This is a genomic window from Nonomuraea sp. NPDC050547 (assembly GCF_044457345.1).
In the GTDB taxonomy this organism is placed as follows: Bacteria; Actinomycetota; Actinomycetes; order Streptosporangiales; family Streptosporangiaceae; genus Nonomuraea.
In genome coordinates this window covers 50,852-72,195 of record NZ_JBITGW010000002.1, presented here as the reverse complement: position 1 = coordinate 72,195, position 21,344 = coordinate 50,852, and the positions used below count along the sequence as shown (strand labels likewise).

Sequence of the window (21,344 nt, the reverse complement as noted above, 5' to 3'; positions counted from 1 at the left end):
CCCCCGCCCGGCGACCGAAAACGCGCACTGAACTGTTTCTGCGGACGGCTTGATTATCGCGACAATTCTTTTACCGAATGGCAGGCAAAAGGCGGCTCGGCCTACGAGTCGCGGTGCAGCCACCACAGCGACCCGAACGCCACCGCCGCCAGCACCCCGGCGGACACGACGGCCGGGCTGCCGTTCAGCGCGTGGATCGCGGCGTCGCCCAGCTGGGTCAGCCCGCTCGCCCACAGCAGCGCGGTGAGTGCACCGCGCGCGCCACGGGCCAGTGACACCAGCAGCGCGCCGCCCACCGCCAGCGACCGGACCGCGCAGGCCCGCGCGAACGTGTCCACCCCCGGCGTGATCTCGGTCCCCGCGGGCAGCGCGAGGCCGGGGTCGGCGATCACGAGGACCGAGACCGCGAGGGTCACCAGCGTCGCGAGCGCGTTGAGCGTGACGAACACCCGGCTACGCATGGCTCAGCGGCTCCAGCGGCCCGGTCAGCCGCTCGGGGCGCAGGCCGAACGCGACGATCCGCCCGAACAGGTGCGGGAAGCCGCGCCAGTGCCGCAGCGTGCGCAGGGGTTGCGGGATGCGCAGCGGAGGCCCGCCGGTGCCGGCGGCGTCGATGCGGGCGGCCACGAAGCTCTCCTGCGCCCGCCGCTGGGCGAGCTGGGTGAGCACGGTCGGCCATTGGCGGCGCCGTTGCACACGGGCCAGGTCCCGGTCGGTGACGTGGCCGCGGCGCAGGGCGGGCAGCAGGATGCGGGCGGTCGCGACCGCGTCCTGGATGGCCAGGTTGATGCCGACGCCGGCGATCGGGGACATGGCGTGCGCGGCGTCGCCGATCAGCAGCGCGCCGGGCGCCCACCAGCGGTCCAGCCGGTCGATGCGGATCTGCAGGGCCGCGATGTCGTGCGGGTCGAGCGCGGCCATCCGGTCCTGCGTGTACGGTGCCAGCCGCGCGATGGTCCGGCGCACCCAGGCGGCGTCGTCGGCCCGTGCGGCGTCGGCCGTGCCCTTGCCGATCAGCAGCGCGACCTGCCAGTAGTCACCGCGGTTGATCATGATGAGGCCGCCGGAGGAGGAGAAGCGCAGCATCGTGCCGTCCGGGTCGCCGGCGGCGCGCGGGACGCGTACGTACAGGCAGTCGTGCGGGGCGGTGGCGGCGCGCGGACGCAGCCCGAGCAGGCGGCGCACGGTGGAGTGGCGTCCGTCGGCCGCCACGACCAGGGGCGCGTCGAGGCGGTGGGTCAGGCCGGTGTCCTTGTCCAGGTAGCGCACGCCGCCGACCCGGCCCTCCGTCGTGATCAGGTCGGTCACCTCGGCGTTCTGTGCGAGGTGGAAGGCGGGTGCGGCGCTGGCGGCTTCGGCGAGCAGGTTGAGGAAGTCCCACTGGGGCACCAGCGCGATGTGCTGGTGGCGGCCGGGCAGGCGGGTGAAGTCCTCGGTGACGGCGCCGTCGTCGAAGCGCATGCGCAGCCGGCGTTCGCGTTGCTGCGGCAGCCGGGCGAAGCGCTCGCCCAGGCCGAGCTGATCCAGCAGGCCGAGCGTGGAGGCGTGCACCGTGTCGCCGCGGAAGTCGCGCAGGAAGTCGGGGTACTTCTCCAGCACCGCCACCTCCACGCCCGACCGTGCCAGCAGCAGGCCGAGCACCATGCCCGCGGGGCCGCCGCCGGTCACGACGCAGGAGAGCGAGGTTCTCGCGATGGATCCCATCTCACTCCTTCACTAAATGGGGATAAATTCCCCGGTTAGCTCGGACTGTAACATAACCGGGGAGAGTGTCCACGGTTAGGGAGCGGTCCGTGAAAGAGCTACGCGCCGATGCCAGGCGCAACAGGGAGCAGATCCTGCGCGCCGCGCACCTGGCCTTCCTGGAGCAGGGGCCGGAGGCTCCGCTCGACCAGATCGCCGAACGGGCCGGCGTGGGCAACGCCACGCTCTACCGGCACTTCCCCACCCGCCTGGAGCTGATCAGGTGCGTGGCCTTCGACCACATGGGCCAGATGGCCGCGCTGGCGGCCGGCACCCTGGCCGCCGCGCCCACCGCCCGGCGGGCGCTCACGGTCTTCGCCACGCGGGTGGTCGAGCGGGGCGACGTGGCGATGCTGCCCATCCTCGGCGGCCACGTCGAGACCGACCCGCAGTTCCAGACGGCCCGCGCCGAACTCCTGGACGCGCTGGAGGCGCTGGTCGCCGCGGCCCGCGCGGAACGGGCGCTGCGCGACGACGTGGGAGCGGCCGATCTGGTGATGTTCCTCGCCGTCCTGACCCGGCCGCTGCCGACGATCTCCGGACAGCTCAACGACGCGGTACGCGCACGCATGCTGACCACCCTCCTGGACGGCCTGCGCCCGCAGGAGGCGACCCCGCTGCCCGGAGAGCCGATCACCGCCGACCGGATCACGGCCGACCTGGCCACGGGCAGGGGCTAGAGATCAGGGCGGCCCCGCCCAGTGCAGGGCGATGAACGGCTCGGCCTGACCCCAGTAGCGCACCCGTTCGCGGGTGATCCGGTACCCGGCACGCCGCTCGGGCTCGCCCGGCCGGCCGGGCGGGACGGGGATGTCCAGGACGCCGATGTCCTGGTCGACGTGGGCGAGCACGCCATGGCACGGCCCGCCGAGACAGATGGCGTTGCAGCCGGACAGCGTCACGACCACCAGTTTACATTCCGCATTCTCCACCCCGAAGCCTCCTCTTTCCTGGCAGCCGCTGCATGATCCAGCGCTGTGCCCTGGCATCCGCCGGTGCCCGGGTTCACCGGGCACCGGCGGGTGTCAGGTCAGGTCCGGCGCCAGAGGGCGGGGACGTTCGGCGGCTCCCAGCCGGGAATCGCCGTGTGCGCCTGCAGGCACTGGTAGGTGGCGCCGTTGTAGGTCACCCGCGTGCCGGGGGTGTAGGAGGTGCCCGCCGCCCAGCTCCCGGCGGGACCGGTGGCCGTGGGCGTCGGAGTGGGGGTGGCCGTCGGGGTCACGGTGGGAGTCGGGGTGGGGGTGGGCTCGCCGGGGCCGCTGCCGATCTGGAGGTCGACGCAGTTGTAGAAGGCCATCTGGGTGTCGGCGATGTTCCAGATGGCCAGCAGCTTGATGCGGCCGGTCCGGTTGCCGAGGTCGACGGTGTGGGTGAGCGTGGACGGCGGCTGCCTGCCCCGGTCGTTGAACACCGCGACCCGCTCGGTGCCGACGTAGTACTCCCAGGTGCTGGTGGAGTGCGGGACCGGGATGTACCACGTGAAGTTCACCGTGCTGGTGACGGTCGTGACCGGCCACGGCTTGGAGTCGTCGCTGAGCGGGGCCCAGCGGGCGTCGCCGGCGTGGCAGTTGCGCTGGCCCTTGGGCCCTTCGACGCTCTGCGGCTCCCAGACGATCTGCCCGCAGTTGGGGACCTTGCCCGCGTGGCAGTTGGCCTGGCGGCTGGGCGGGTTGGTGATGAAGCCGTGCGCGGAGGCGGGCGAGGCGTTGTACACAACGGTGGTTGTGGCGACGACCGCCATGGCAATGAAGGTGATCAACCTTCGCATGTCATGCTTCCTCTACGGTGGCTAGGGGGATGCTTCCTCCTTCATAAAAAAGGAAAGTTTCCTATTAGTGAAGTCTCTGGTCGGGAAAGGTCAGTTTCCCCGCAGGAGCCGGGTGAGCACCCGGGTGCCGAACTCCAGGCCCTCCACCGGCACCCGCTCGTCCTTGCCGTGGAACATGCCGAAGTAGTCCAGGTCCGGACGGAGCATCAGCGGCGCGAACCCGTAGCCCTCGATGCCGATCCTGGCGAACGACTTGGCGTCGGTGCCGCCGCTCATCAGGTACGGGACGGGCCTGGCCTTCGGATCCTCGGCGAGGAGCGCGGCGGCCATCTCGTCGAAGAAGGGCGAGGGGTAGGGGGCGGCGGGAGCGTCCTCCAGGTTGACGAACTCCCGGGTGATCTTGGGGCCGAGCAGGTCGTCGATGGTGGCCAGGAACTCCTCCTGCAGGCCGGGCAGGTAGCGGCCGTCCACGTGGGCGGAGGCGGTGGAGGGGACGACGTTGACCTTGTAGCCGGCGTCCAGCATGGTCGGGTTCGCGGAGTTGCGGATCTGGCCTTCGAAAAGGGTGCCCAGCACGCCCAGGCGCTCGGCCTCCTCGTCCAGGCGGCCGAGGTCGACGGGGCCGCCGGTGATCTCGGACAACGACTGGATGAGGGCCTGCACGGCCGGCGTCAGGCGTACCGGCCACTCGTGGGCGGCCACGCGCGACAGGGCGTGGACGAGGGTGGCGACCGGGTTGTCGATCGCGGGGCGGGAGCCGTGGCCGGCCACTCCGTGGGCGGTGAGCTTCATCCAGGCGGTGCCGCGCTCGCCCACGGCGACCGGGTAGACGCGCTCGTCTCCGGCCGGGACGCTGAAGCCGCCGGACTCGCTGATCGCCTCGGTGACGCCGTCGAACAGCTCGCGGTGCTCGGTGACGGCGTGGCGCGAGCCGTACTCGCCGGTGGCCTCCTCGTCGGCGAGGAAGGCCAGGACCAGGTCGCGCCTGGGGCGCTCGCCGCGCGCGGCCATGCCGAGGACGGTGGCGAGCGTCATCGAGCAGGAGCCCTTCATGTCGACGGCGCCGCGGCCGTAGACGCAGCCGTCGGTGACCTCGCCGGAGAAGGGGTGCATGCGCCATTCGGCGGGGTCGGCGGGCACGACGTCGAGATGGCCGTGGATGAGCAGCGCGTCGGGCGAGTCCCCGTCGATGCGCGCCACGACCGTGGTGCGCCTGGGCGCCGACTCGAACACCTCCGTGGCGATGCCGCCGTCCTCCAGCAGCGTGGCCACGTACTCGGCGGCCGGGCGCTCGCCCGAGCCCGGGTTGGTGGTGTCGAACCTGATCAGGTCCGAGCAGATCTCGGCGACGCTCTTCACTTGGCCCCCCGAAGGTCGAGTGCGGTCACTTCCGGCGTGTCGAAGTGGAAGATGCGGCCGTAGAAGGCCAGTTCGGCTTCGAGCGCCGCGACGATAGTCTCCTCCCGGCGCCAGCCGTGCTGCTCGCCGGGGAAGGTGAGCAAGGCCCACTCTTTGCCGTGCCTGTCCAGTTCGGCGACGAAGCGCTCGGCCTGGCCCACATCCACGATCTTGTCCTCCAGGCCGTGCATCATCAGGCACGGGCCCGAGGCGCGGCCGGCGTGCAGCAGGGGCGAGCGCTCGCGGTAGCGCTCCCCGGTCTCGGGCAGCGGGCCGATGAGACCGTCCAGGTAGCGCGACTCGAAGTCGTGCGTCTCGCCCGCCCAGGCCGCCGGGTCGGTGATCGCGTAGTGGGCCACGCCGCCGGCGAACACGTCGCTGTGCACCAGCGCGGCCACGGTGGTCCAGCCGCCGGCGCTGCCGCCGCGGATGGCGAGCCTGGCCGCGTCCGCGCGCCCCAGCTCGACCAGGCCGCGCGCGACCTTGGCGCAGTCGTGCACGTCCACGACGCCCCACTGGTGCCGCAGCCGCTCCCGGTAGGCCCTGCCGTACCCGGTCGAGCCCCCGTAGTTGACCACGGCCACGCCCAGCCCGCGCGAGGTGAAGTAGGCGATCTCCAGGTCGAGCATCAGCGGGTGCATGCCGGTCGGACCGCCGTGCACGAAGACGACGTAGGGGGCGGGGCCGGCCGCGGGCGGGTAGAGGTGGGCGCGCACGCCCTCGATCACGACGCTCTCGGGCGTGGGCAGCAGCTCGCGGGGAGGCAGCGGCTTGGGCGCCGACACGACGGTGTGCGCGCCGTCGGCGAGGCTGACCGCCGTCACCTCCATCGGCGTGTACGGCGAGGCCGCCACCCCGGCCGCGATCCCGCCCGCCGCCGACACCGTCGAGGCCCAGTGGGTGGCGTCGCCGCCGAGGTCGCGGATGGCGCCGCCGGCCGGGTCGAGCAGCCCGAGCCGGCGATCGTCGGGCGAGCCGTACACGACGACCAGTCCCTCCCCCGCCACCGCGAACCACGTGGCGCCCGGCTTCCACACCGCGTTGCCGAACTCCAGCTCCACCGGCGTCAGGTTGCGCGAACGGGAGCCGTCGCGGGCGATCTCGTGCAGGTTCCACCAGCCGGTCGGGTCGGTGACGGCGTAGAGGGTGTCCGGGTCGCGCCATTCGGCCTGCACGACCGATTCGCGCTCGCCGCCCGCGACCACCCGGTACGGCCCCGCCGCCCCCTCCCCGTCGAGCTCGGCCACGCACAGTTCGGTGCCGTCCCAGGGCATGCTGGGGTGTTCCCAGCCGATCCAGGACAGGTGCCGCCCGTCCGGCGACAGGCGGGCGTTCATGAGGAAGTGGTGGGCTTTGACGATCACCCGCGGCTCGCCGCCCTCCAGCGGGACCGCCACCAGGTCGCGGGCGGCGCCGTTGGTCTCCCTGACCGCCCAGACCTCCTCGCGGCCGGGCGGCAGGTAGAGGTCGCCGTAGTGGTGGGGGCCCTCGGGCGTCAGGGGGATCGGGTCCTTCTCCGGGTGGAGCAGGTACAGGCGCTGGTCGGCCCAGTGGGTGAAGACGAGGGCGCCGCCGGGCAGCGGGCGCCAGGACCGCCCGCCGTACTCGATGAGCCGGTTGCGGGCGTTCCACCCCCGCGGCAGGACGTCGTGGCGCGAGCCGTCCGGCAGGCGGCGCACCACGCAGCGGCGCCCGCCCTCCCGCGGGCGGGGCTCGTCCCACCACACCTCGACGCCGTCCGGCGTCGGGACGGCCTCCACCCACTGGGCGGCGCCGTCGGTTCTGGCCACGTCGATCGCGCTGATGCTCATCTGGTCACCAATTGCCGTGGGAAGGGGGAAGCACGTGCCCGGGCGGGTGCAGGACGTAGACGATGCCGCCGCTGCCCGAGCTCCGGAGCCAGACGTTCTCGAACGCCGCCCTCGGATAGATCCTGCGCACCTCCGGCACGGCGGGATCGTTGACGACGACGTCGCCCGCGGCGGTGAATCCGGCGACGACCAGGATGTGGCCGCCGGTGGAGTAGCCCGAGCCGGGCAGCTCGTGCTCCTTGAACGACAGTGACGTGATCACCGGGACGCCGGCCCTGACGAGCGTCTCCAGTTCCAGGGCCGAGCGGAGCCTGGTGACGAAGCCGTCCAGGCCGTAGCGGCCGGCGTAGGCGACGCTGAAGGGCCAGTTCCCGGTGCCCTGGTAGCTCTGGTCGTACATGCCGCGGGCGGCGTGGTCGACGGCGGGGCAGGGGTCGCCGGGGGTGACCCACGACAGGTCGGCGGGTTCCGGGCCGCTGCCCCAGTAGGCCAGCACCATGGCGACCGAGGCGGGGCTGCACCAGTTGGCGCCGCCGCCGTCCCATTCGGGGTAGTGGCCGGTGTGCTCGCGCTGGGAGTAGCGGGGGACGTCGAGTTCCACGGCGGCGGCCGTACCCGCGGGGGTGGGCGCCACGCTCGGGCGGTGCGGGATCGCCGAGGCCAGCACGCCGAGCGACCTGACCCGCGCGCCCGCGCCGTGCGTTTCCACGCGCACCCGGCAGGCGCTCACCGGCGCCTTCGCCACGAACGTGTCGACGGCCACGTCGCCGTGCTCGTCGCCCTGGCCCGGCACCGACGTACGGCCGGGCTCCTCCGACCATCGGCCCATCACGTACCACTTGGTCGGCTCACCGGAGACCAGCCTGGCCTGCAGCGCGACCTCGATCCACGAGCCGTCCGGGGCGCTCGCGGTCCACGAGGGCACCAGTTCGGTCGCGGCGAAGCCCAGCTCGGTGAAGGCGGTGCGGCCTTGGGCGAGCCGGGTGTAGGAGACGGGCACCGGCACCATTGTGGTTTCGGCCCGGGGGGAGCGCATCGGAAGGTTTACGTACTGGTGGCGGCGAGGGCGGCGATCCAGGCGGCGAGCATCTCCACGACGTCGTCGAAGGTGTCCTCTTCCGAGGGCATCTCCCGGTGGGCCGAGGCGCGGGCTCGCCAGCGCTCGATCTCGCTGTGCCCGGCCACGACGGCGATCGTCTGGCGCCAGGCGCGGTGGGCGTCGCGGGGCGGCAGGCCGAGCGCGGCGAAGAAGGCGAGCATGGCCTCGTTGGAGCGCCGGGTGTTCTCGTGCACGTCGAGCGCGGTGGTCTCGGCCAGGCGCAGCGCCGCCGGGTGGCGCCGGTAGAGGTCGAGCAGGCCGAGGCAGAGCTCGCGCAGGCTGTCGCGCCACCGGGCCGGGTCGAGCTCGGGCAGGAGCCATTGGCTCTGGAGCTGGTCGGCGGCCAGGCGTACGGCGTCGTCGCGGTCGGCCACGTACTTGTACAGCGCCCGCGGCGTGACCTCCAGGTGCGCGGCGAGCGCGCGCATGGTCAGCTCCGCGTCGCCGAGTTCGAGCACCGCGCGCCCGATGGCCTCGCGGGTGAGCGTCGGCCGCCCCTTGCGGAACTCGGGCCGCTTCCTGGTGCGCTCCATCGGGCGGCAGCTTATCAGCCTTGAAGTTCACACGTGTGGACTTTAAGGTGAGGGCAGCCTTCCCTAAGGAGTTCCCCTTGGCCGTCCTGATCATGACGATCGCCGCGACCGCATTGCTCGTCATCGACATCACGATCGTCTCCATCGCGCTGCCGGCCATCCAGTCCGACCTCGGCGGCGGGCTGGCGGCCGCGCAGTGGATCATCATCGGCTACACCGTCACCTTCGGCGCCCTGCAGCAACCCGCCGCCTCGCTGTCGGACCGGCTGGGCCGGCGCACGATGTTCACGGCGGGCATCACTGTGTTCACCGTGTCCTCGCTGGCCTGCGGCCTGGCCCAGTCGGCGCTCGCCCTGGACCTGGCCAGGCTCGCCCAGGGCGCCGGGGCCGCGCTGATCATGGCCAACGCGCTGCCGATGCTCGCGCAGACCTACGAGGGCCAGCGCCGCAACATGGCCATCGCCGTCTGGGGCACCACGCTCGGCGCCGCGGGGGCCGCCGCGCCGGTGCTCGGCGGCATCCTGCTCGCCGTGTCGGACTGGCGCGCGTTGTTCCTGGTCAACGTGCCCGTGGGCATCGTGGCCCTGTTCCTGTGCCGCCGCGTCCTGCCCGCCGACGCCGCGCGCGGCACCGCGCCGATCGACTGGCCGGGCGCGGCGCTGCTGCTGCTCCTTCTCACCGCGGCCAACCTGGCCCTCACCCTCGCCCAGTGGTGGTACGGAGCCGCCGCCGTCCTCCTGCTGGCCGCCTTCCTCCTGGTGGAACGCCGGGCCGTGGCCCCGGTCCTCGACCTGTCGCTGTTCCGCATCCCGACGTTCGTGGCCGCCTCGCTGCTGGCGTTCGTCTCCCGGGTGGCCACGATCGGCAGCTCGGTCTACTACGTCCTGTACTTCGAACGCGAGCTCGGCCTCACCCCGCTGGCCACCGGCCTGCTCATGGCCGCCATCCTCATCCCCCAGCTGCTCACCGGCCTGCTGGCGGGCAAGCTTCTGGCCCGGTTCTCTCCGTCGTTCCTCATCGCCGGGGGGTCGGCCGTCCTGGGGCTCGGCGGCGTCCACATGGCCATGACCTTCGCACCGGCCGCGAGTGCCTGGGACTTCCTGCCAGGCCTGATCCTGTGGGGCGTGGGCGGCGGCCTGGCCGCGACGCCCAAGACCACGCTCGCGGTCAACGTGGTGGAGAAGGAGCGGGCCGGGATGGCCTCCGGCATGGTCAACACCATGCTGGCCATCGGGGCGGCGGCCGGTGTGGGCCTGCTCGGCATTCCCTACGCCGCTGGCGGCGCCTCCCTGGTCATGTACACGGCCGCGGCGCTGTCGGTCGTGACGGCGGTCATCGCGCTGGTGCTGGTCCGCCCCCAGGACCTCGTGACCGGCGCCCCGGTCACCCGCTCGCCGTAGGGGAGGGTCAGCGGAGGGTGGAGCGGGTCAGAGCCCGGGAGACGCCCAGGGCGGCGGTCTTGACCGCGGGGGCCAGGCGTGTCGGGTGGAAGCGCGACAGCGGGACCGACACCGAGAGCGCGGCCACGACCGTGCCCTCGCGGAAGATGGGCGCGGCGATGCAGGCGCCGCCGATCTGCGCCTCCTCCCGCTCATAGGCGAGCCCGGCCACCTGGATCTGGCCGATCGCCTCCTCCAGCCGCTTGGCGTCCACGATGGAGTGCGCGGTGAGCCGGCGCAGGGGCCGGGCGAGCACCTCGTCGATGAGGCCCTGCGAGGAGTAGGCCAGCAGCGCCTTTCCCACTCCGGTGCAGTTCAGGGGCAGGCGGCCACCGACGCGCGAGGGCAGCGCGAGCGACTCGTGCGCCCGCAGCTTCTCGACGTAGACGACGTCGAGTCCGTCGCGGACCCCGAGGTGGATGGTCTCGCGCGTGGCTTCGTACAGGTCGTGCATGAACGGCAGCGCCGCGTGCCGCAGGTCGCGCTCCAGCGGAACCGTACTGCCCAGCTCGAACAGCCGCCGCCCCAGGACGTAACCGCGCTCGCGGCGCTCGACGGCGCCGATGGCGGTCAGGTCGGTGAGGAGCCGGTAGGCGGTGGTCTTGGGGAGCTGGCAGCGCTCGGCGACCTCGATGAGGCGCAGCGGGCCGCCGGTGGGGCGGAAGGCGTCCAGCACGAGCCAGGATTTCTCCAGCATCGAGAGACGGTCCGGGTTCCGTGTCACGGAACGCATTCTTGTCTATCGCCCACCAGGGGTTCTATACCAACATAGGCGTTAAATGTGCATTTATTGAGGAGCTGACCAGTGGTTGATCGCCTGGCCTGCCTGGCCATGGACCAAGAAGACCCGCTGCGCGCGTTCCGGGACGAGTTCGCGCTGCCGGAGGACGAGATCTACCTGGTCGGCAACTCGCTGGGGGCGCCGCCGCGTACCGCGGCCGAGCGCGTGCGGCAGGCCGTCGAGGACGAGTGGGGCCGCCACCTCGTCGGCGGCTGGAACGAGGCGGGCTGGTACGCCCAGCCCCTGACCACCGGCGACCGCCTGGCCCCGCTGATCGGCGCCGGACCCGGCGAGGTCGTGGCGGGCAACACCACCTCCATCGCCGTCTACCAGGCCGTCAACGCCGCCATGCGCCTGCGCCCCGGCCGTGACGTGATCGTCGTGGACCGCGGCAACTTCCCCACCGACAACTACATGATCGAGGGCCTCGGGGAGCTGCGCGACATCGGTGAGGGCCGCTTCGACGACGCCGCAGCCGTCCTGCTGTCGGAGGTGGACTACCGCACCGGCGCCCGCTACGACGTGCCCGAGGTCACCGCCCGCGTCCAGGAGGCGGGCGCGCTGATGATCTGGGACGTCTGCCACAGCGTCGGCGCGCTGCGCGTGGACGTCTCGGCCGCCGACTTCGCCGTCGGCTGCACCTACAAGTACCTCAACGGCGGCCCCGGCGCCCCCGCCTTCCTCCGCGTCCATCCACGCCACCAGGCCGTCGCGGAGAACGTCCTGTCCGGCTGGTACGGCCACGCCGAGCCGTTCGCGTTCGAACCCGGCTTCCGGCGGGCCGACGGCATCCGGCGCTTCACGGTCAGCACCCCGCACGTGCTGTCGTTCGCCGCGCTGGAGGCGGCGCTGGACATGTGGGAACGAGTCGACCTCGACCAGGTCCGCGCCAAGAGCATGGCGCTGACCTCGCTCTTCATCGACCTGGTCGGCGACAGGCTGGAGCTGGCCTCCCCGCGCGACCCCGAGCGCCGCGGCAGCCAGGTGAGCTTCTACCACCACGACGGCTACCCGGTGATGCGCGCGCTCATCGACCACGGCGTGCACGGCGACTTCCGCGCCCCCGACATCCTGCGCTTCGGCTTCGCCCCTCTGTACACCCGCTACGTGGACGTCTGTAACGCCGCCCAGACCGTGGCCGAGGTGCTGGAGAAGGAAGTGTGGCGCGAGGAGAGGTACGCGGTCCGCCTTGCCGTCACCTGACGCACGCCGCGCGGCCGGTTCCGCGCGGTGGAACCGGCTCTTGGGAACATGAGCGGTGATCGGCACTCTTGGCGCATCCCCCACGAAAGGCACCCCCCGATGCGCCGACTCCTCCACCGCGCCCTCGCCACGGCGAGCGTGGCCGGTCTGCTGACAGTCCCTCCGGCCACGGCGCAGGCCGCCGACGACGGCGTCCCCACGGTGTGCGGCGACCGCCGCCCCGGCGACCCCGGCCCCGGCACGTACGGCATGCAGCTCGACGGCTCCTTCCGCCACCCCGACCTGACGCCGCCGGGCGAGGAACGCGTCTCCTTCCCCGGCGGCGCGAAGGACCTGTTCCCGAAGACCAAGGGCTACGACCCCCGCTCCTACACCGAGGGCCCGATCAAGGTCGAGGCGGCCTACCGAGGCCCCGACTTCACCCCTGACTACTTCCACACCTGGCAGAACGTGGTCGACTTCGGCGGGCGCCGCTACCTGTTCCAGTACGACCGCACCGAGGCCCGGGTCTACGACGTCACCGACGTACGCAGGGTGCGGATCGTCGAGCGGCTCACCGGCAAGGACTGGAAGCAGGCCGACTACTGGGGCGCGGCCACCATCCAGTGGCGCGACGGCCACTACGTGATGATCCAGTCGTTCGAGCAGAAGCGGCAGGTCGAGGAGCTCGGCGACAGCCCGGAGCGCTCGAAGTTCGGCAACCCGGAGGGCGTGGCGAAGCTGCGCGCGCAGACGACGTTCAAGGGCTTCAAGGTCTACCGCCTGGACGGCCCGCGCAGGAAGGACTGGACGCTGCTGTCCACGGTCACCACCGACCCGACGCTGAGCGGCCCGGAGCCGGGCGTGCAGCAGGGCTCAGGCTCCCTCGACGTGCCCTACTGGACCGGCGGAAAGTACATGTACGTCGCCGTCGCGCCGCTGGACAGCTGGAGCAACACCGAGGTCCCCACCTACCTCTACTCCCCCGGCTACCAGGCCTACGACATGTCCGATCTGACCAGGCCGCGCCTGGTCGGCGAGTGGCACCGCAAGGGCCAGGTGGCGGGCGAGGAGGCCGCCTACGCCAAGAACCCGCGCTGCGGCAACCGCACGTCGTGGATGGGCGCCCGGATGCCGTTCTTCGTCGCCGGAAAATACGGCTTCGCCGCCATGGGCGGCTACGGCCTGTCGATTCTCGATATTTCGGATCCGTCCAAGATGCGGGAGATCGCGCACCTGGACCTCCCCGTCTCCTCCGGCGGCACCGAAGCCGACAACGTCGACGTCTCCCAGTACGAGAAGACCGGCATGGTCTACGTCTCCGGCTACCCGCTCGGCGAGGACTGCCACGAGCCCTACAAGGACGTCTTCCAGGTCGACGCCCGCGACCCCGCCAAGCCCAGGATCGTCGGCGCGCTGCCCCGCCCGAAGCCCGCGCCCGGCGCCCGGTTCGGCGACTACTGCCAGCGCGGCGGCAGTTTCGGCCCCAAGCGCTCCGGCTCCTACACCTCGCCAGGCGACCCGGCCCAGGGCCTGCTCGCCTACGCCTTCTACAACGCGGGCGTGCAGTTCTTCGACACGCGTGACGTGCGCCGGCCGAAGATCGCCGCCCAGTTCGTGCCCGCGGGATACAGCGCCGCCGTCCCCGACTACGCGCTCGGCAACCAGACCCATGCCATCTACACCGAATGGGACAGGAAGATCGTGTGGGTGTTCACCAACGACGGCATCTACGCGCTCTCGTCCGGGAAACTGCTGGGGACGCCGAACCTGGGCGGGCCCGCGAAGCCGTTCCGGAACAGCGCCCGCTAGGCGATAGGCCATAATGCGGTAAATGCGCACCCGGTTGTATAAAGACGGCGTCGTGGTGAAGAAGGGTTTCCCCATCGCCGACGTCTCCGAGTACGTCTGCGACGACGACTGCGTGGTCTGGTTCGACCTGTGTTCCCCCACCCCCGGCCAGCTCGGCGTCATCAGCGAGGAACTGGGTCTGCACGAGCTGGCCGTGGAGGACGTGCTCAACGACCACCAGCGGCCCAAGCTCGACGTGTACGACAGCCACCTGTTCATCACCGTGTACGGGATCTACCTGGACGAGGAGGGCGACCTCGACCCGGTGGAGATCAACGTCTTCGTGACGAAGAACGCGCTGGTGACCGTACGGGAGAACGACCGCTTCACCATCGACGACGTGGTCGCCCGCTGGGACGCCAGCGGGGAGCACACCGCCCGCCACGGCGTGGCCTTCCTGCTGCACGGGCTGCTCGACTACGTCGTGGACGGGCATTTCGACCTGGTGCAGACGCTCGACGGCCAGGTCGAGGAGCTGGAGGACGCGCTGTTCGGCGAGGCAGGCAACAACCGGGAGCTGCAGCGGCGCACGTTCCGGCTGCGCAAGAACATGGTGCGCTTCCGCAAGGTCACGCTGCCCATGCGCGAGGTGCTCTCGACGCTGGTGCGCCGCGACCGGCAGGTCCTGGTCAACGCCGAGATGGGCCCCTACTACCAGGACGTCTACGACCACGTGCTGCGCGTGACCGACTGGGTCGACTCGCTGCGCGAGCTGATCAGCAACCTGCGCGAGACCCACCTGGCCCAGCAGGGCTTCAAGCTCAACGAGATCATGAAGCGGCTGACCGGGTGGGCTGCCATCATCGCGGTGCCGACCGCGATCACCGGCTTCTACGGGCAGAACGTGCCCTATCCGGGCGAGGGCCAGCCGTGGGGCTTCTGGATGTCGACCATGGTCGTGGCGGGCGCCTCGGTGGCCCTGTACACCGTCTTCAAGAAGAAGGACTGGTTGTAGCACGGGGCCGCGGCGGCGCCGCCCGGCTGGGCGGCGCCGACGGCCAGCCGTACCCGCGCGGCGCCGGAGGCGGGGTAGAGCGGCAGGCAGCGGCCGCCCGCCACGAGCGTGCGGCGGCCGACGGGGCTGGCGATGAGCTCCAGGCCGTCGTAGGTGACCGGCGCCGACAGCCGCAGCACCCACAGGCCGCCCTCCGTGCGCGAGCGGGCGCCGTCGAGGGCGTAGTAGTCGAGCACGCCGGCGCTCTCGGAGATCACCGCGCGCATGGTGAAACGGCGGCCCTCCACGGAGAAGATCTCCGCGGAGGGCGCGTGGTACATGGAGTGCACGTAGGTCAGGGCGAAGCCGCCCCGGCCCAGGGCCAGGCCGTGGACGGCGGGGCCGCCAGCGGCGGCGCCCGAGCCGAGCGCCAGGGCCGCGAGCAGCGCGAGCAGGAGCCTGATCAGCCCTGGGTCTCCTTGAAGTAGCGGGCCGCGCCGGGGTGCAGCACGACCGGCTCGACCTGCTGGCCGAGCTTGGGGTCGAGCTTGTTCGCCTCCGAGTGCACCTTGACCAGCTCGGCCTTCTTCTCGAACAGGGTCTTGGTGATGTCGTAGGCGAGCTGCTCGTCCATCTTGTCCGGCACGAGCAGCACGTTGCCGACGGCCATCGTCTTGATCGCGCCGGTGAGCTTGTAGGAGCCCGCCAGGTCCACGTCGAGCGTCACGTACTGCTTGCCGAACTTGGTCTGCATGCCGCTCAGCACGTCGCTGGTGTCGAGCATCTTCATGTCCGGCTTGCTCGTGGCCAGGTCCACGATTCCGGCGGTGGGCACGCCGCCGACCCAGAAGAAGGCGTCGATGGTGCCGTCCTTGACCGCCTGCACCGACTCGTTGATCGACAGCTGCGACTTGGTGACGTCGCTGTCGGGGTTGAGCCCGGCCGCCTCCATCATGCGGCGGGCCATGACCTGGGTGCCGGAGTTGGGCGGGCCGAGCGAGACGCGCTTGCCCTTCAGATCGGCGACCTTGGTGGCGGCCACACCGGGCGCGACGACGACCTGCGCGTAGTTGTCGTAGATGCGGGCGATCGCCTGGATCGGCTGCTTCTCGGTGAACGAGCCGACGCCGTTGACCGCGTCGGCCGCGGTGTCGGTCTGGGAGAAGCCGATGTCGGCCTTGCCGGTGGCCAGCAGCTTGATGTTCTCCACCGACGCCGAGGTGACCGAGGCCGTGGCCTGGGTGTTGGCGACGTTGGCCTGGATCTGCTTGGCCAGGCCGCCGCCGTAGACGTAGTAGACGCCCGTGGTGCCGCCGGTGGCGATGGACAACCTGTTGCCGCCGCCGCAGCCCGCGGCCGCGGCGAGCGCCACGACAGCCGCCGCCAGGGTGATGAGCACACGTTTCACGCTGGAGTTCTCCTTTTTCGAATGAGATGTACGGCTGTCGCCACGGCCAGAACCGCGAAACCGGCGACGATCGGGACAGGTTCGAGGAAGAGCAGGAGGATTCCGGCGACCGCCGCGATCACGCGCTCGGGCCACCCGGTGAAGCCGCCGGTGGCCATCGCCAGCGCCAGGACGGCGACCCCGGAGACGGCGGTCAGCGCCAGGATGGTCCCGATCGGCCCCTGGGCCAGCAGCGCCTGCCCGTTGGGCGTGAGCACGAAGGCGAACGGCACCAGGAAGGCGGGCAGCGTGTAACGCCAGGTCATCATCATCGTGCGGTAGCTGTTGCCGCCGGTGATGGCCGCCGCCGCGACGGCCGACAGCGCCGTGGGCGGGCTCACCTCCGACAGCACCGCGTAGTAGAAGATGAACATGTACGCCTCGGCCTTGTCGACGCCGAGCGTCATGAGCGCGGGGGCGATGATGACCGCGGCGATGATGTAGCTCGCGGTCACGGGCACCGCCAGGCCCAGCAGCATGACCGCCAGGCCCGCCATGATCGTGGTGAAGATCAGGTTGCCCGCGGCCACGTCCACGATGATCGAGCTGAGGTTGAGCCCGAGCCCGGTCTGGGTGATGACGCCGACGATGATGCCCGCCGCCGCGCAGACCGCGGTGACCGGCAGCACCTCCAGCGTGCCCTTGGCCAGCGCCTGCCCGACGCGCTTGGGCCCCATGCGGTGGGCGGGGTCGAGGAAGGACAGCGCGAACGCGACGAGGGTGGCGATGACGACCGACTGGAAGGCCGAGCGGTCCAGCGCCATCAGCACGATGATGAGGATGAGCGAGCTGAAGTGGTAGCCGAAGCGCAGCATGAGCTTGCCGGCCTTGGGCGCGTCCACCTGGACGGCGTGGGTGCCGAACCGCCGCGAGTCGATCTCGATGGCCAGGAAGATGCCGAGGTAGTACAGGATCGTGGGGATCGTCGCGTAGAGCAGCACCGTCAGGTAGCCGACCCCGAGCTGCTCGGCGATGATGAAGGCGGCCGCGCCCAGCGTGGGCGGCGACAGGATCGCGCCGATGCCGCTGGCGGCCAGGATGCCGCCCGCGGCCTCGCGGGGGTAGCCGGCCCGCTTGAGCACCGGCCAGGCTACGCTGCCGAGGCTGACGGTGGTGGCGGTGCCGGAGCCGGAGACGGTGCCGAGCAGGAATCCCGCGGTGGTGACGGTGCGGCCGGGGGCGGCCCGCGACTTGCGGAAGGCGGCGAAGCTCAGGTCGATGAAGAACTTGCTGGCGCCGGAGTAGTCGAGGACCGCGCCGTAGATGGTGAAAAGGATGATGTAACTGGCCGCCACCTGCATCGGGACGCCGAAGAATCCTTCTGTGCCGGTGTAGAGCTGGGAGATGATCTGGCCGAGGTCGAATCCGCGGTGCCCGATCGGCCAGCTGACCGGCAAATAGTTCCCGAGGTAGGCATATACCAGGAAAATTCCGCAAATGATGCTGAGGGCGCTGCCGACCGTGCGGCGTACCGCTTCCAGGAGCAGCACGGTCAGGCCCAGCCCGCCGATGATGTCCCAGGTGCTGAGGTTGGAGCTGGAACCGCGGTCGCGGAAGGCGTCGATGTCGAGCAGCGGGTAGAGCAGGACACCGAGCGACAGCGCGGCGAGCACCCAGTCGAGGATCGTGGGCGCCTCGCCGCGCTGCTGCTCAACGGGCTCCTGCCGGCGCAGGCGCCGCACCAGGGAGACCAGGCCGGAGCGGTAGCGCAGGAAGACCAGCGGCAGCGCCACGGCCAGGAACGTCATCCTGTGCTGCACCGGCTCCACCGGCTGGAAGACCACGACGAGGGAGTAGGCCGACAGGAGGCCGCCGATGATCCAGACGCCGAGCCGTAACGGCCCGGACAATTCACGGGCCGGACGTTCCCCCTCCGCGGCCGAGACCAACTCGGCCGCACGCTTGTCACTTACTTCGGTCACGTTCTTGCCTCCCCGACATGGCGTTGGGGGGGACTTTACGAGCCTGTTTAGGTCCCTGGGAAGGGTCCGTTATCTCATTGATTTCTCGACGATAATTCAGCGGTCAGAAAATCGGGCGGGAACGCGCGGCGAGCTCGGCGACGGGCACGTTTCCCTCCTGCCCGCCGTCGCGCCGCCGCACCGCGCACGATCCGTCCGCCGCCTCGCGCGACCCCACCACCAGCTGGTACGGCACCAGCCGATGCGCCCGGATCCTGGCCCCGAGGCTGCCGCGGTCCGGGTGGGCCAGCTCGGCCCGCAGGCCCGCCTCGACGCAGCGCCGTACCAGGTCGTGGGCGGCCGGCAGCTCCGCCTCCGACAGCGGCACCACCACCGCCTGCACCGGTGCCAGCCAGGCCGGCAGCGCGCCGCCGTGCGCCTCTACCAGGTGGGACAGCAGCCGTTCCATGCCGCCGACGACGCTGCGGTGCACCATGGCCGGACGCCCGCCGCCCACGTAGGACAGCTCGAAGCGCCCGGGCATGTAGAGGTCGACCTGGACGGTGGACAGGGTCGACTCGCGGCCCGCCGGGCCGGCTATCTGGATGTCGATTTTCGGGCCGTAGAAGGCGGCCTCGCCGTACTCCTCGTCATAGGACCGGCCGCGCGCGTGCAGCACCTCGCGCAGCACCCGCTCCGAGCTCGCCCACAGCGCGGGGTCGTCGACGAACTTGTCCGACGAACCGCCCAGCGACAGCCGGTAGCGGGCGGCCTTGATGCCGAGCTGGGCGTGGGCGGCCTCGATGAGGTCGAGCGCGGCGGCGACCTCGTCGGCGGCCCGCTCGGGAGGGCAGAACACGTGGCCGTCGTTGAGCTGGATCGAGCGCACCCGGTTCAGGCCGCCGAGCACGCCGGACATCTCCGAGCGGTACTGCCCGCCCAGCTCGGCCAGGCGCAGCGGCAGCTCGCGGTGGCTGCGCCGGCGCGAGCGATAGATGAGGGCGTGGTGGGGGCACAGGCTCGGCCGCAGCACGAAGCGCTCGCCGCCCACCTCCATCGGCGGGAACATGTCCTCGCTGTAGTGGGACCAGTGGCCCGACAGCTCGTAGAGCTCCTGTTTGCCGAGGACGGGCGAGTTGACGTGCTGGTAGCCGTTGCGGCGTTCGAGCTCGTGGACGTAGTCCTCGACGGCCTTGCGGACGGCGGCGCCCGCGGGCAGCAGGTAGGGCAGTCCCGAGCCGATGAGCGGGTCGGTGCCGAAGATGGCGAGTTCGCGGCCGAGCTTGCGGTGATCGTTCATGGTGGTTCCCCTGGATGGAAGGGGGCGAACGACCTTCGAGCGCGTCTCCGGGCGTTCGCCCGGAGAGCAGGAATCAGCGCGCCGGGACGGGGTCCGGCGTCGTCGTGACGTGAACGCGCTGCATGGGGCTCACCGTAGCATCAGCGTCCCTGGGCCGCATTCACGATCCGGGTAGTGGAGCGGCCGGGGATGGCCTCCAGCTCCCAGCACTCGGCGCCGAGCAGCGCCGCGGCCGCGCACCGGCCGCCCGCGTGCGGGTCGCCCGCGGTGTGGGCCAGCGCGCCGGGACGCATGGGCGCCATGAGGTCGATGTAGTCCTCGGGGCCGTGGGCCTCGGGCGGGCCGGTCACCACGAACACGCCGCTCACGCAGCGCAGCGCGGCCAGCACCTCGGCCCGCTCGGCGGCGGGGTTGACCGGGCGTGTGGGTCCCTTCCACGCGCGTACGCGGGGATCGTCCTCGACGCCGATCACCAGCGGCAGCCCGCGGGCGGCCACGGCGTCGAGATAGCGCACGTGGCCGACGTGCAGGATGTCGAACACACCGGTCACGTACGCCGCGCCCGGCTGGTCGTAGGGTCGCACCCACACGGCCTCGAGGCTGCTCACCCGTGCTCTCCTCCGTCGGCGGACTCGTCGATCGCAGCGTACTTGGTCATGGCAAACGGGCGCGCAGGCGACCATGGGAAAGGGCATTCCTACCTTTTCGCGATAATCTGCGACCCCCTCCTCGCGCGTCTCATGAGGTCAGCGAAATCGGGGAGGTCGCCATGGCAGCGCCGGACTTTCACAGCCAATCGGTCGTCCGGCTACCGGGGGCACCGGCCCAGGTCGCACGGGCCAGGAACGCCGTGACCAGCGCGATCGGGCGCGATCACCCTTTACACGACGAGGCCGTGCTGCTCACCAGCGAACTGGCCACCAACGCCGTCCTGCACACCCAGTCGGGCGCCGGGGGCACGTTCACCGTCAGCGTCCGGGCCACCGGCGACCTGGTGCGGGTGTGCGTGGAGGACGCGGGCTCCGACGCGCCGCCGTGCGCCTGCCGCGCCGGCGGGCTGACCACCGGCGGACGGGGCCTGCCGCTGCTGGAGGCGCTCAGCCACCGCTGGGGATTCGAACGTTCCAACGGGGCCAACCGCGTCTGGTTCGAGCTGCTGCTGGTCACCGTCCCCGAGGTCTGGGCGTTACAGGTCTAACCGGCACAGCCCCTCGGCCAGCGCCTTGGTCGTCAGCCGGGTGCGGCTGTCGCAGCCGAGCTTGGTGAAGATGTGCTCCAGGTGCGTGGTGACCGTCCGCACGCTCAGCACCAGCGCCGCGGCGATCTGCGGGTTGGAGTCCCCCGCGGCCACGCGGGTCAGCACGTCCACCTCACGCCCGGTCAGCTCGTACGGCAGGCCGCACGGCCGCTCGGCGACCACCGCCCCCTGCAGGGAGCCCTGGAAGCCGACCCCCGCCCTGATCACGCGCACGTCGCGCCACTGGCCGGCCGCGTCCAGCCACAGGCCGCGCCTGCTCAGCTCGCGCGAGTCGATGAAGGCGCGGGCGAAGGCGGCCAGGCCGGGCTCGCCGTACAGGGCGGGCGAGGGCTCGGTTCCCGGTACGGCCCGCCGTACCCCTGCCCGGTCGAAGGCGACGGCGCGGTAGCCGGCGGGCGGCGCGGTGGGGGCGACCACGCACCGCGACAGGTCCGTGACGTGGGCCAGCGTCGGCGCGGCCGCCTCGACCAGCGCGTCCGCGCCCTCGGGCGGCGCCTGGCGGTAGGCCAGGTGGAGCAGGCCGGTGTAGCGGCCCTCGGCCAGGAACAGCGGCGCGGTCAGGCCCGCGCGCCAGCCGTATGGCTCCAGGTGGCGGCGGAAGTAGCGGCGGGTGCCCGGGTCCGGCATGGCCAGCGGGGCGCGGGCGGCCATCGCGCGCTTGTAGGCGTCGAGGGCGGCGTACTCCTCCGCGGCGTCGCGATCGATGCGCTCGTGGCCGCTGGAGACGACGCTGCGGTGGCGGCCGGTGTCGGGGTCGTAGGCCACGAACTCGTAGGCGTCGACGGGGACGACCCGGCGCAGCGCGGCCATGGCGCCGTGGGCGCCGCCTCCGCCCGCCACCTGGTAGCCGACCTCGGCGAACGCCTGTAGCAGGGGGATCTCGGCCACGGCTCTTTATA

General features: G+C 71.6%; 21 protein-coding genes. 6 read left to right on the top strand and 15 right to left on the bottom strand.

Going from position 1 to position 21,344, the window contains the following annotated elements; translation table 11 throughout:
- Positions 1–101: 101 nt before the first annotated feature.
- Entirely contained in the window at positions 102–461 is a 360-nt protein-coding gene (locus ACIBHY_RS04805) for a hypothetical protein (RefSeq protein ID WP_397305982.1), read from the bottom strand.
- Positions 454–1,704 carry an FAD-dependent oxidoreductase gene (locus ACIBHY_RS04800; RefSeq protein ID WP_397305981.1) on the bottom strand — a complete coding sequence of 417 codons (1,251 nt, stop codon included), beginning with the start codon at positions 1,702–1,704 and terminating at the stop codon, positions 454–456. Before ACIBHY_RS04800 ends, ACIBHY_RS04805 begins: the two co-directional genes overlap by 8 nt.
- 89 nt (positions 1,705–1,793) lie before the next feature.
- Here ACIBHY_RS04800 and ACIBHY_RS04795 point away from each other — a divergent pair, with 89 nt between their 5' ends.
- Entirely contained in the window at positions 1,794–2,423 is a 630-nt protein-coding gene (locus ACIBHY_RS04795) for a TetR/AcrR family transcriptional regulator (protein WP_397305980.1), read from the top strand.
- A gap of 3 nt (positions 2,424–2,426) precedes the next feature.
- Here the strand turns inward: ACIBHY_RS04795 and ACIBHY_RS04790 are convergent, their stop codons facing one another.
- The 6 genes from ACIBHY_RS04790 to ACIBHY_RS04765 all read right to left on the bottom strand — a co-directional run bounded on the left by ACIBHY_RS04790 (position 2,427) and on the right by ACIBHY_RS04765 (position 8,352).
- Positions 2,427–2,645: a hypothetical protein gene (locus ACIBHY_RS04790; protein WP_397255929.1), complete on the bottom strand. Its 219-nt coding sequence runs from the start codon at positions 2,643–2,645 to the stop codon at positions 2,427–2,429.
- Positions 2,646–2,773: 128 nt separating this feature from the next.
- Positions 2,774–3,511: a lytic polysaccharide monooxygenase gene (locus tag ACIBHY_RS04785; RefSeq protein ID WP_397255931.1), complete on the bottom strand. Its 738-nt coding sequence runs from the start codon at positions 3,509–3,511 to the stop codon at positions 2,774–2,776.
- A gap of 90 nt (positions 3,512–3,601) precedes the next feature.
- Positions 3,602–4,870 carry a M20/M25/M40 family metallo-hydrolase gene (locus tag ACIBHY_RS04780; protein WP_397305979.1) on the bottom strand — a complete coding sequence of 423 codons (1,269 nt, stop codon included), beginning with the start codon at positions 4,868–4,870 and terminating at the stop codon, positions 3,602–3,604.
- Positions 4,867–6,720 (bottom strand): prolyl oligopeptidase family serine peptidase, encoded by a 1,854-nt coding sequence (locus tag ACIBHY_RS04775; RefSeq protein WP_397255935.1) that lies wholly within the window; start codon positions 6,718–6,720, stop codon positions 4,867–4,869. Before ACIBHY_RS04775 ends, ACIBHY_RS04780 begins: the two co-directional genes overlap by 4 nt.
- 4 nt (positions 6,721–6,724) lie before the next feature.
- On the bottom strand, positions 6,725–7,720 hold the full coding sequence (locus ACIBHY_RS04770; RefSeq protein ID WP_397305978.1) for a C39 family peptidase: 996 nt from the start codon (positions 7,718–7,720) through the stop codon (positions 6,725–6,727).
- Between the two features lie 44 nt (positions 7,721–7,764).
- Positions 7,765–8,352 carry a TetR/AcrR family transcriptional regulator gene (locus ACIBHY_RS04765; protein ID WP_397305977.1) on the bottom strand — a complete coding sequence of 196 codons (588 nt, stop codon included), beginning with the start codon at positions 8,350–8,352 and terminating at the stop codon, positions 7,765–7,767.
- Positions 8,353–8,429: 77 nt separating this feature from the next.
- Here ACIBHY_RS04765 and ACIBHY_RS04760 point away from each other — a divergent pair, with 77 nt between their 5' ends.
- Complete coding sequence (locus ACIBHY_RS04760) at positions 8,430–9,752, top strand: MFS transporter (protein ID WP_397305976.1); 1,323 nt, start codon at positions 8,430–8,432, stop codon at positions 9,750–9,752.
- A gap of 7 nt (positions 9,753–9,759) precedes the next feature.
- Here ACIBHY_RS04760 and ACIBHY_RS04755 read toward each other — a convergent pair whose 3' ends face one another.
- Positions 9,760–10,524 (bottom strand): IclR family transcriptional regulator, encoded by a 765-nt coding sequence (locus ACIBHY_RS04755; RefSeq protein WP_397255943.1) that lies wholly within the window; start codon positions 10,522–10,524, stop codon positions 9,760–9,762.
- A 99-nt stretch (positions 10,525–10,623) separates the two neighbouring features.
- Here ACIBHY_RS04755 and ACIBHY_RS04750 point away from each other — a divergent pair, with 99 nt between their 5' ends.
- The 3 genes from ACIBHY_RS04750 to ACIBHY_RS04740 all read left to right on the top strand — a co-directional run bounded on the left by ACIBHY_RS04750 (position 10,624) and on the right by ACIBHY_RS04740 (position 14,560).
- The gene (locus ACIBHY_RS04750; RefSeq protein ID WP_397306245.1) at positions 10,624–11,775 is read left to right on the top strand and encodes a kynureninase; all 1,152 of its coding nucleotides are present in this window, start codon (positions 10,624–10,626) and stop codon (positions 11,773–11,775) included.
- Between the two features lie 99 nt (positions 11,776–11,874).
- Positions 11,875–13,566, top strand: coding sequence for a hypothetical protein (locus tag ACIBHY_RS04745; RefSeq protein ID WP_397305975.1), 1,692 nt, complete (start codon positions 11,875–11,877; stop codon positions 13,564–13,566).
- A 22-nt stretch (positions 13,567–13,588) separates the two neighbouring features.
- A complete protein-coding gene (locus ACIBHY_RS04740; RefSeq protein ID WP_397255947.1) occupies positions 13,589–14,560 on the top strand; it encodes a magnesium transporter CorA family protein in 972 nt (323 codons plus the stop codon).
- Here the strand turns inward: ACIBHY_RS04740 and ACIBHY_RS04735 are convergent.
- The 5 genes from ACIBHY_RS04735 to ACIBHY_RS04715 form a co-directional block, all read right to left on the bottom strand.
- On the bottom strand, positions 14,455–14,898 hold the full coding sequence (locus ACIBHY_RS04735; protein ID WP_397306244.1) for a DUF1850 domain-containing protein: 444 nt from the start codon (positions 14,896–14,898) through the stop codon (positions 14,455–14,457). The two genes, ACIBHY_RS04740 and ACIBHY_RS04735, sit on opposite strands and share 106 nt — an antisense overlap.
- Before the next feature lie 104 nt (positions 14,899–15,002).
- A complete protein-coding gene (locus tag ACIBHY_RS04730; RefSeq protein ID WP_397255949.1) occupies positions 15,003–15,947 on the bottom strand; it encodes a TAXI family TRAP transporter solute-binding subunit in 945 nt (314 codons plus the stop codon).
- Positions 15,944–17,908, bottom strand: coding sequence for a TRAP transporter permease (locus ACIBHY_RS04725; protein ID WP_397255951.1), 1,965 nt, complete (start codon positions 17,906–17,908; stop codon positions 15,944–15,946). Before ACIBHY_RS04725 ends, ACIBHY_RS04730 begins: the two co-directional genes overlap by 4 nt.
- Positions 17,909–18,011: 103 nt before the next feature.
- Positions 18,012–19,187, bottom strand: a complete 1,176-nt coding sequence (gene thrS / locus ACIBHY_RS04720; protein WP_397305974.1) for a threonine--tRNA ligase — start codon at positions 19,185–19,187, stop codon at positions 18,012–18,014.
- 140 nt (positions 19,188–19,327) lie between these two features.
- Positions 19,328–19,795 (bottom strand): adenylyltransferase/cytidyltransferase family protein, encoded by a 468-nt coding sequence (locus ACIBHY_RS04715; RefSeq protein ID WP_397255955.1) that lies wholly within the window; start codon positions 19,793–19,795, stop codon positions 19,328–19,330.
- Positions 19,796–19,956: 161 nt separating this feature from the next.
- Between ACIBHY_RS04715 and ACIBHY_RS04710 the strand changes: the two genes are divergently transcribed.
- Positions 19,957–20,385: an ATP-binding protein gene (locus ACIBHY_RS04710; RefSeq protein ID WP_397255957.1), complete on the top strand. Its 429-nt coding sequence runs from the start codon at positions 19,957–19,959 to the stop codon at positions 20,383–20,385.
- Here ACIBHY_RS04710 and ACIBHY_RS04705 read toward each other — a convergent pair.
- Positions 20,374–21,333, bottom strand: a complete 960-nt coding sequence (locus ACIBHY_RS04705) for a response regulator transcription factor (RefSeq protein ID WP_397096777.1) — start codon at positions 21,331–21,333, stop codon at positions 20,374–20,376. The two genes, ACIBHY_RS04710 and ACIBHY_RS04705, sit on opposite strands and share 12 nt — an antisense overlap.
- Positions 21,334–21,344: the final 11 nt, after the last annotated feature.

Excerpts from the sequence above, each read along its gene's own strand:
- ACIBHY_RS04750 (WP_397306245.1), top strand. The coding sequence starts at position 10,624 with ATGGACCAAGAAGACCCGCTGCGCGCGTTCCGGGACGAGTTCGCGCTG.
- ACIBHY_RS04765 (WP_397305977.1), bottom strand. The coding sequence starts at position 8,352 with ATGGAGCGCACCAGGAAGCGGCCCGAGTTCCGCAAGGGGCGGCCGACG.
- ACIBHY_RS04805 (WP_397305982.1), bottom strand. The coding sequence starts at position 461 with ATGCGTAGCCGGGTGTTCGTCACGCTCAACGCGCTCGCGACGCTGGTG.
- ACIBHY_RS04710 (WP_397255957.1), top strand. The coding sequence starts at position 19,957 with ATGGCAGCGCCGGACTTTCACAGCCAATCGGTCGTCCGGCTACCGGGG.
- ACIBHY_RS04775 (WP_397255935.1), bottom strand. The coding sequence starts at position 6,720 with ATGAGCATCAGCGCGATCGACGTGGCCAGAACCGACGGCGCCGCCCAG.
- thrS (WP_397305974.1), bottom strand. The coding sequence starts at position 19,187 with ATGAACGATCACCGCAAGCTCGGCCGCGAACTCGCCATCTTCGGCACC.
- ACIBHY_RS04755 (WP_397255943.1), bottom strand. The coding sequence starts at position 10,524 with ATGCGTTCCGTGACACGGAACCCGGACCGTCTCTCGATGCTGGAGAAA.
- ACIBHY_RS04745 (WP_397305975.1), top strand. The coding sequence starts at position 11,875 with ATGCGCCGACTCCTCCACCGCGCCCTCGCCACGGCGAGCGTGGCCGGT.
- ACIBHY_RS04800 (WP_397305981.1), bottom strand. The coding sequence starts at position 1,704 with ATGGGATCCATCGCGAGAACCTCGCTCTCCTGCGTCGTGACCGGCGGC.
- ACIBHY_RS04740 (WP_397255947.1), top strand. The coding sequence starts at position 13,589 with ATGCGCACCCGGTTGTATAAAGACGGCGTCGTGGTGAAGAAGGGTTTC.
- ACIBHY_RS04785 (WP_397255931.1), bottom strand. The coding sequence starts at position 3,511 with ATGCGAAGGTTGATCACCTTCATTGCCATGGCGGTCGTCGCCACAACC.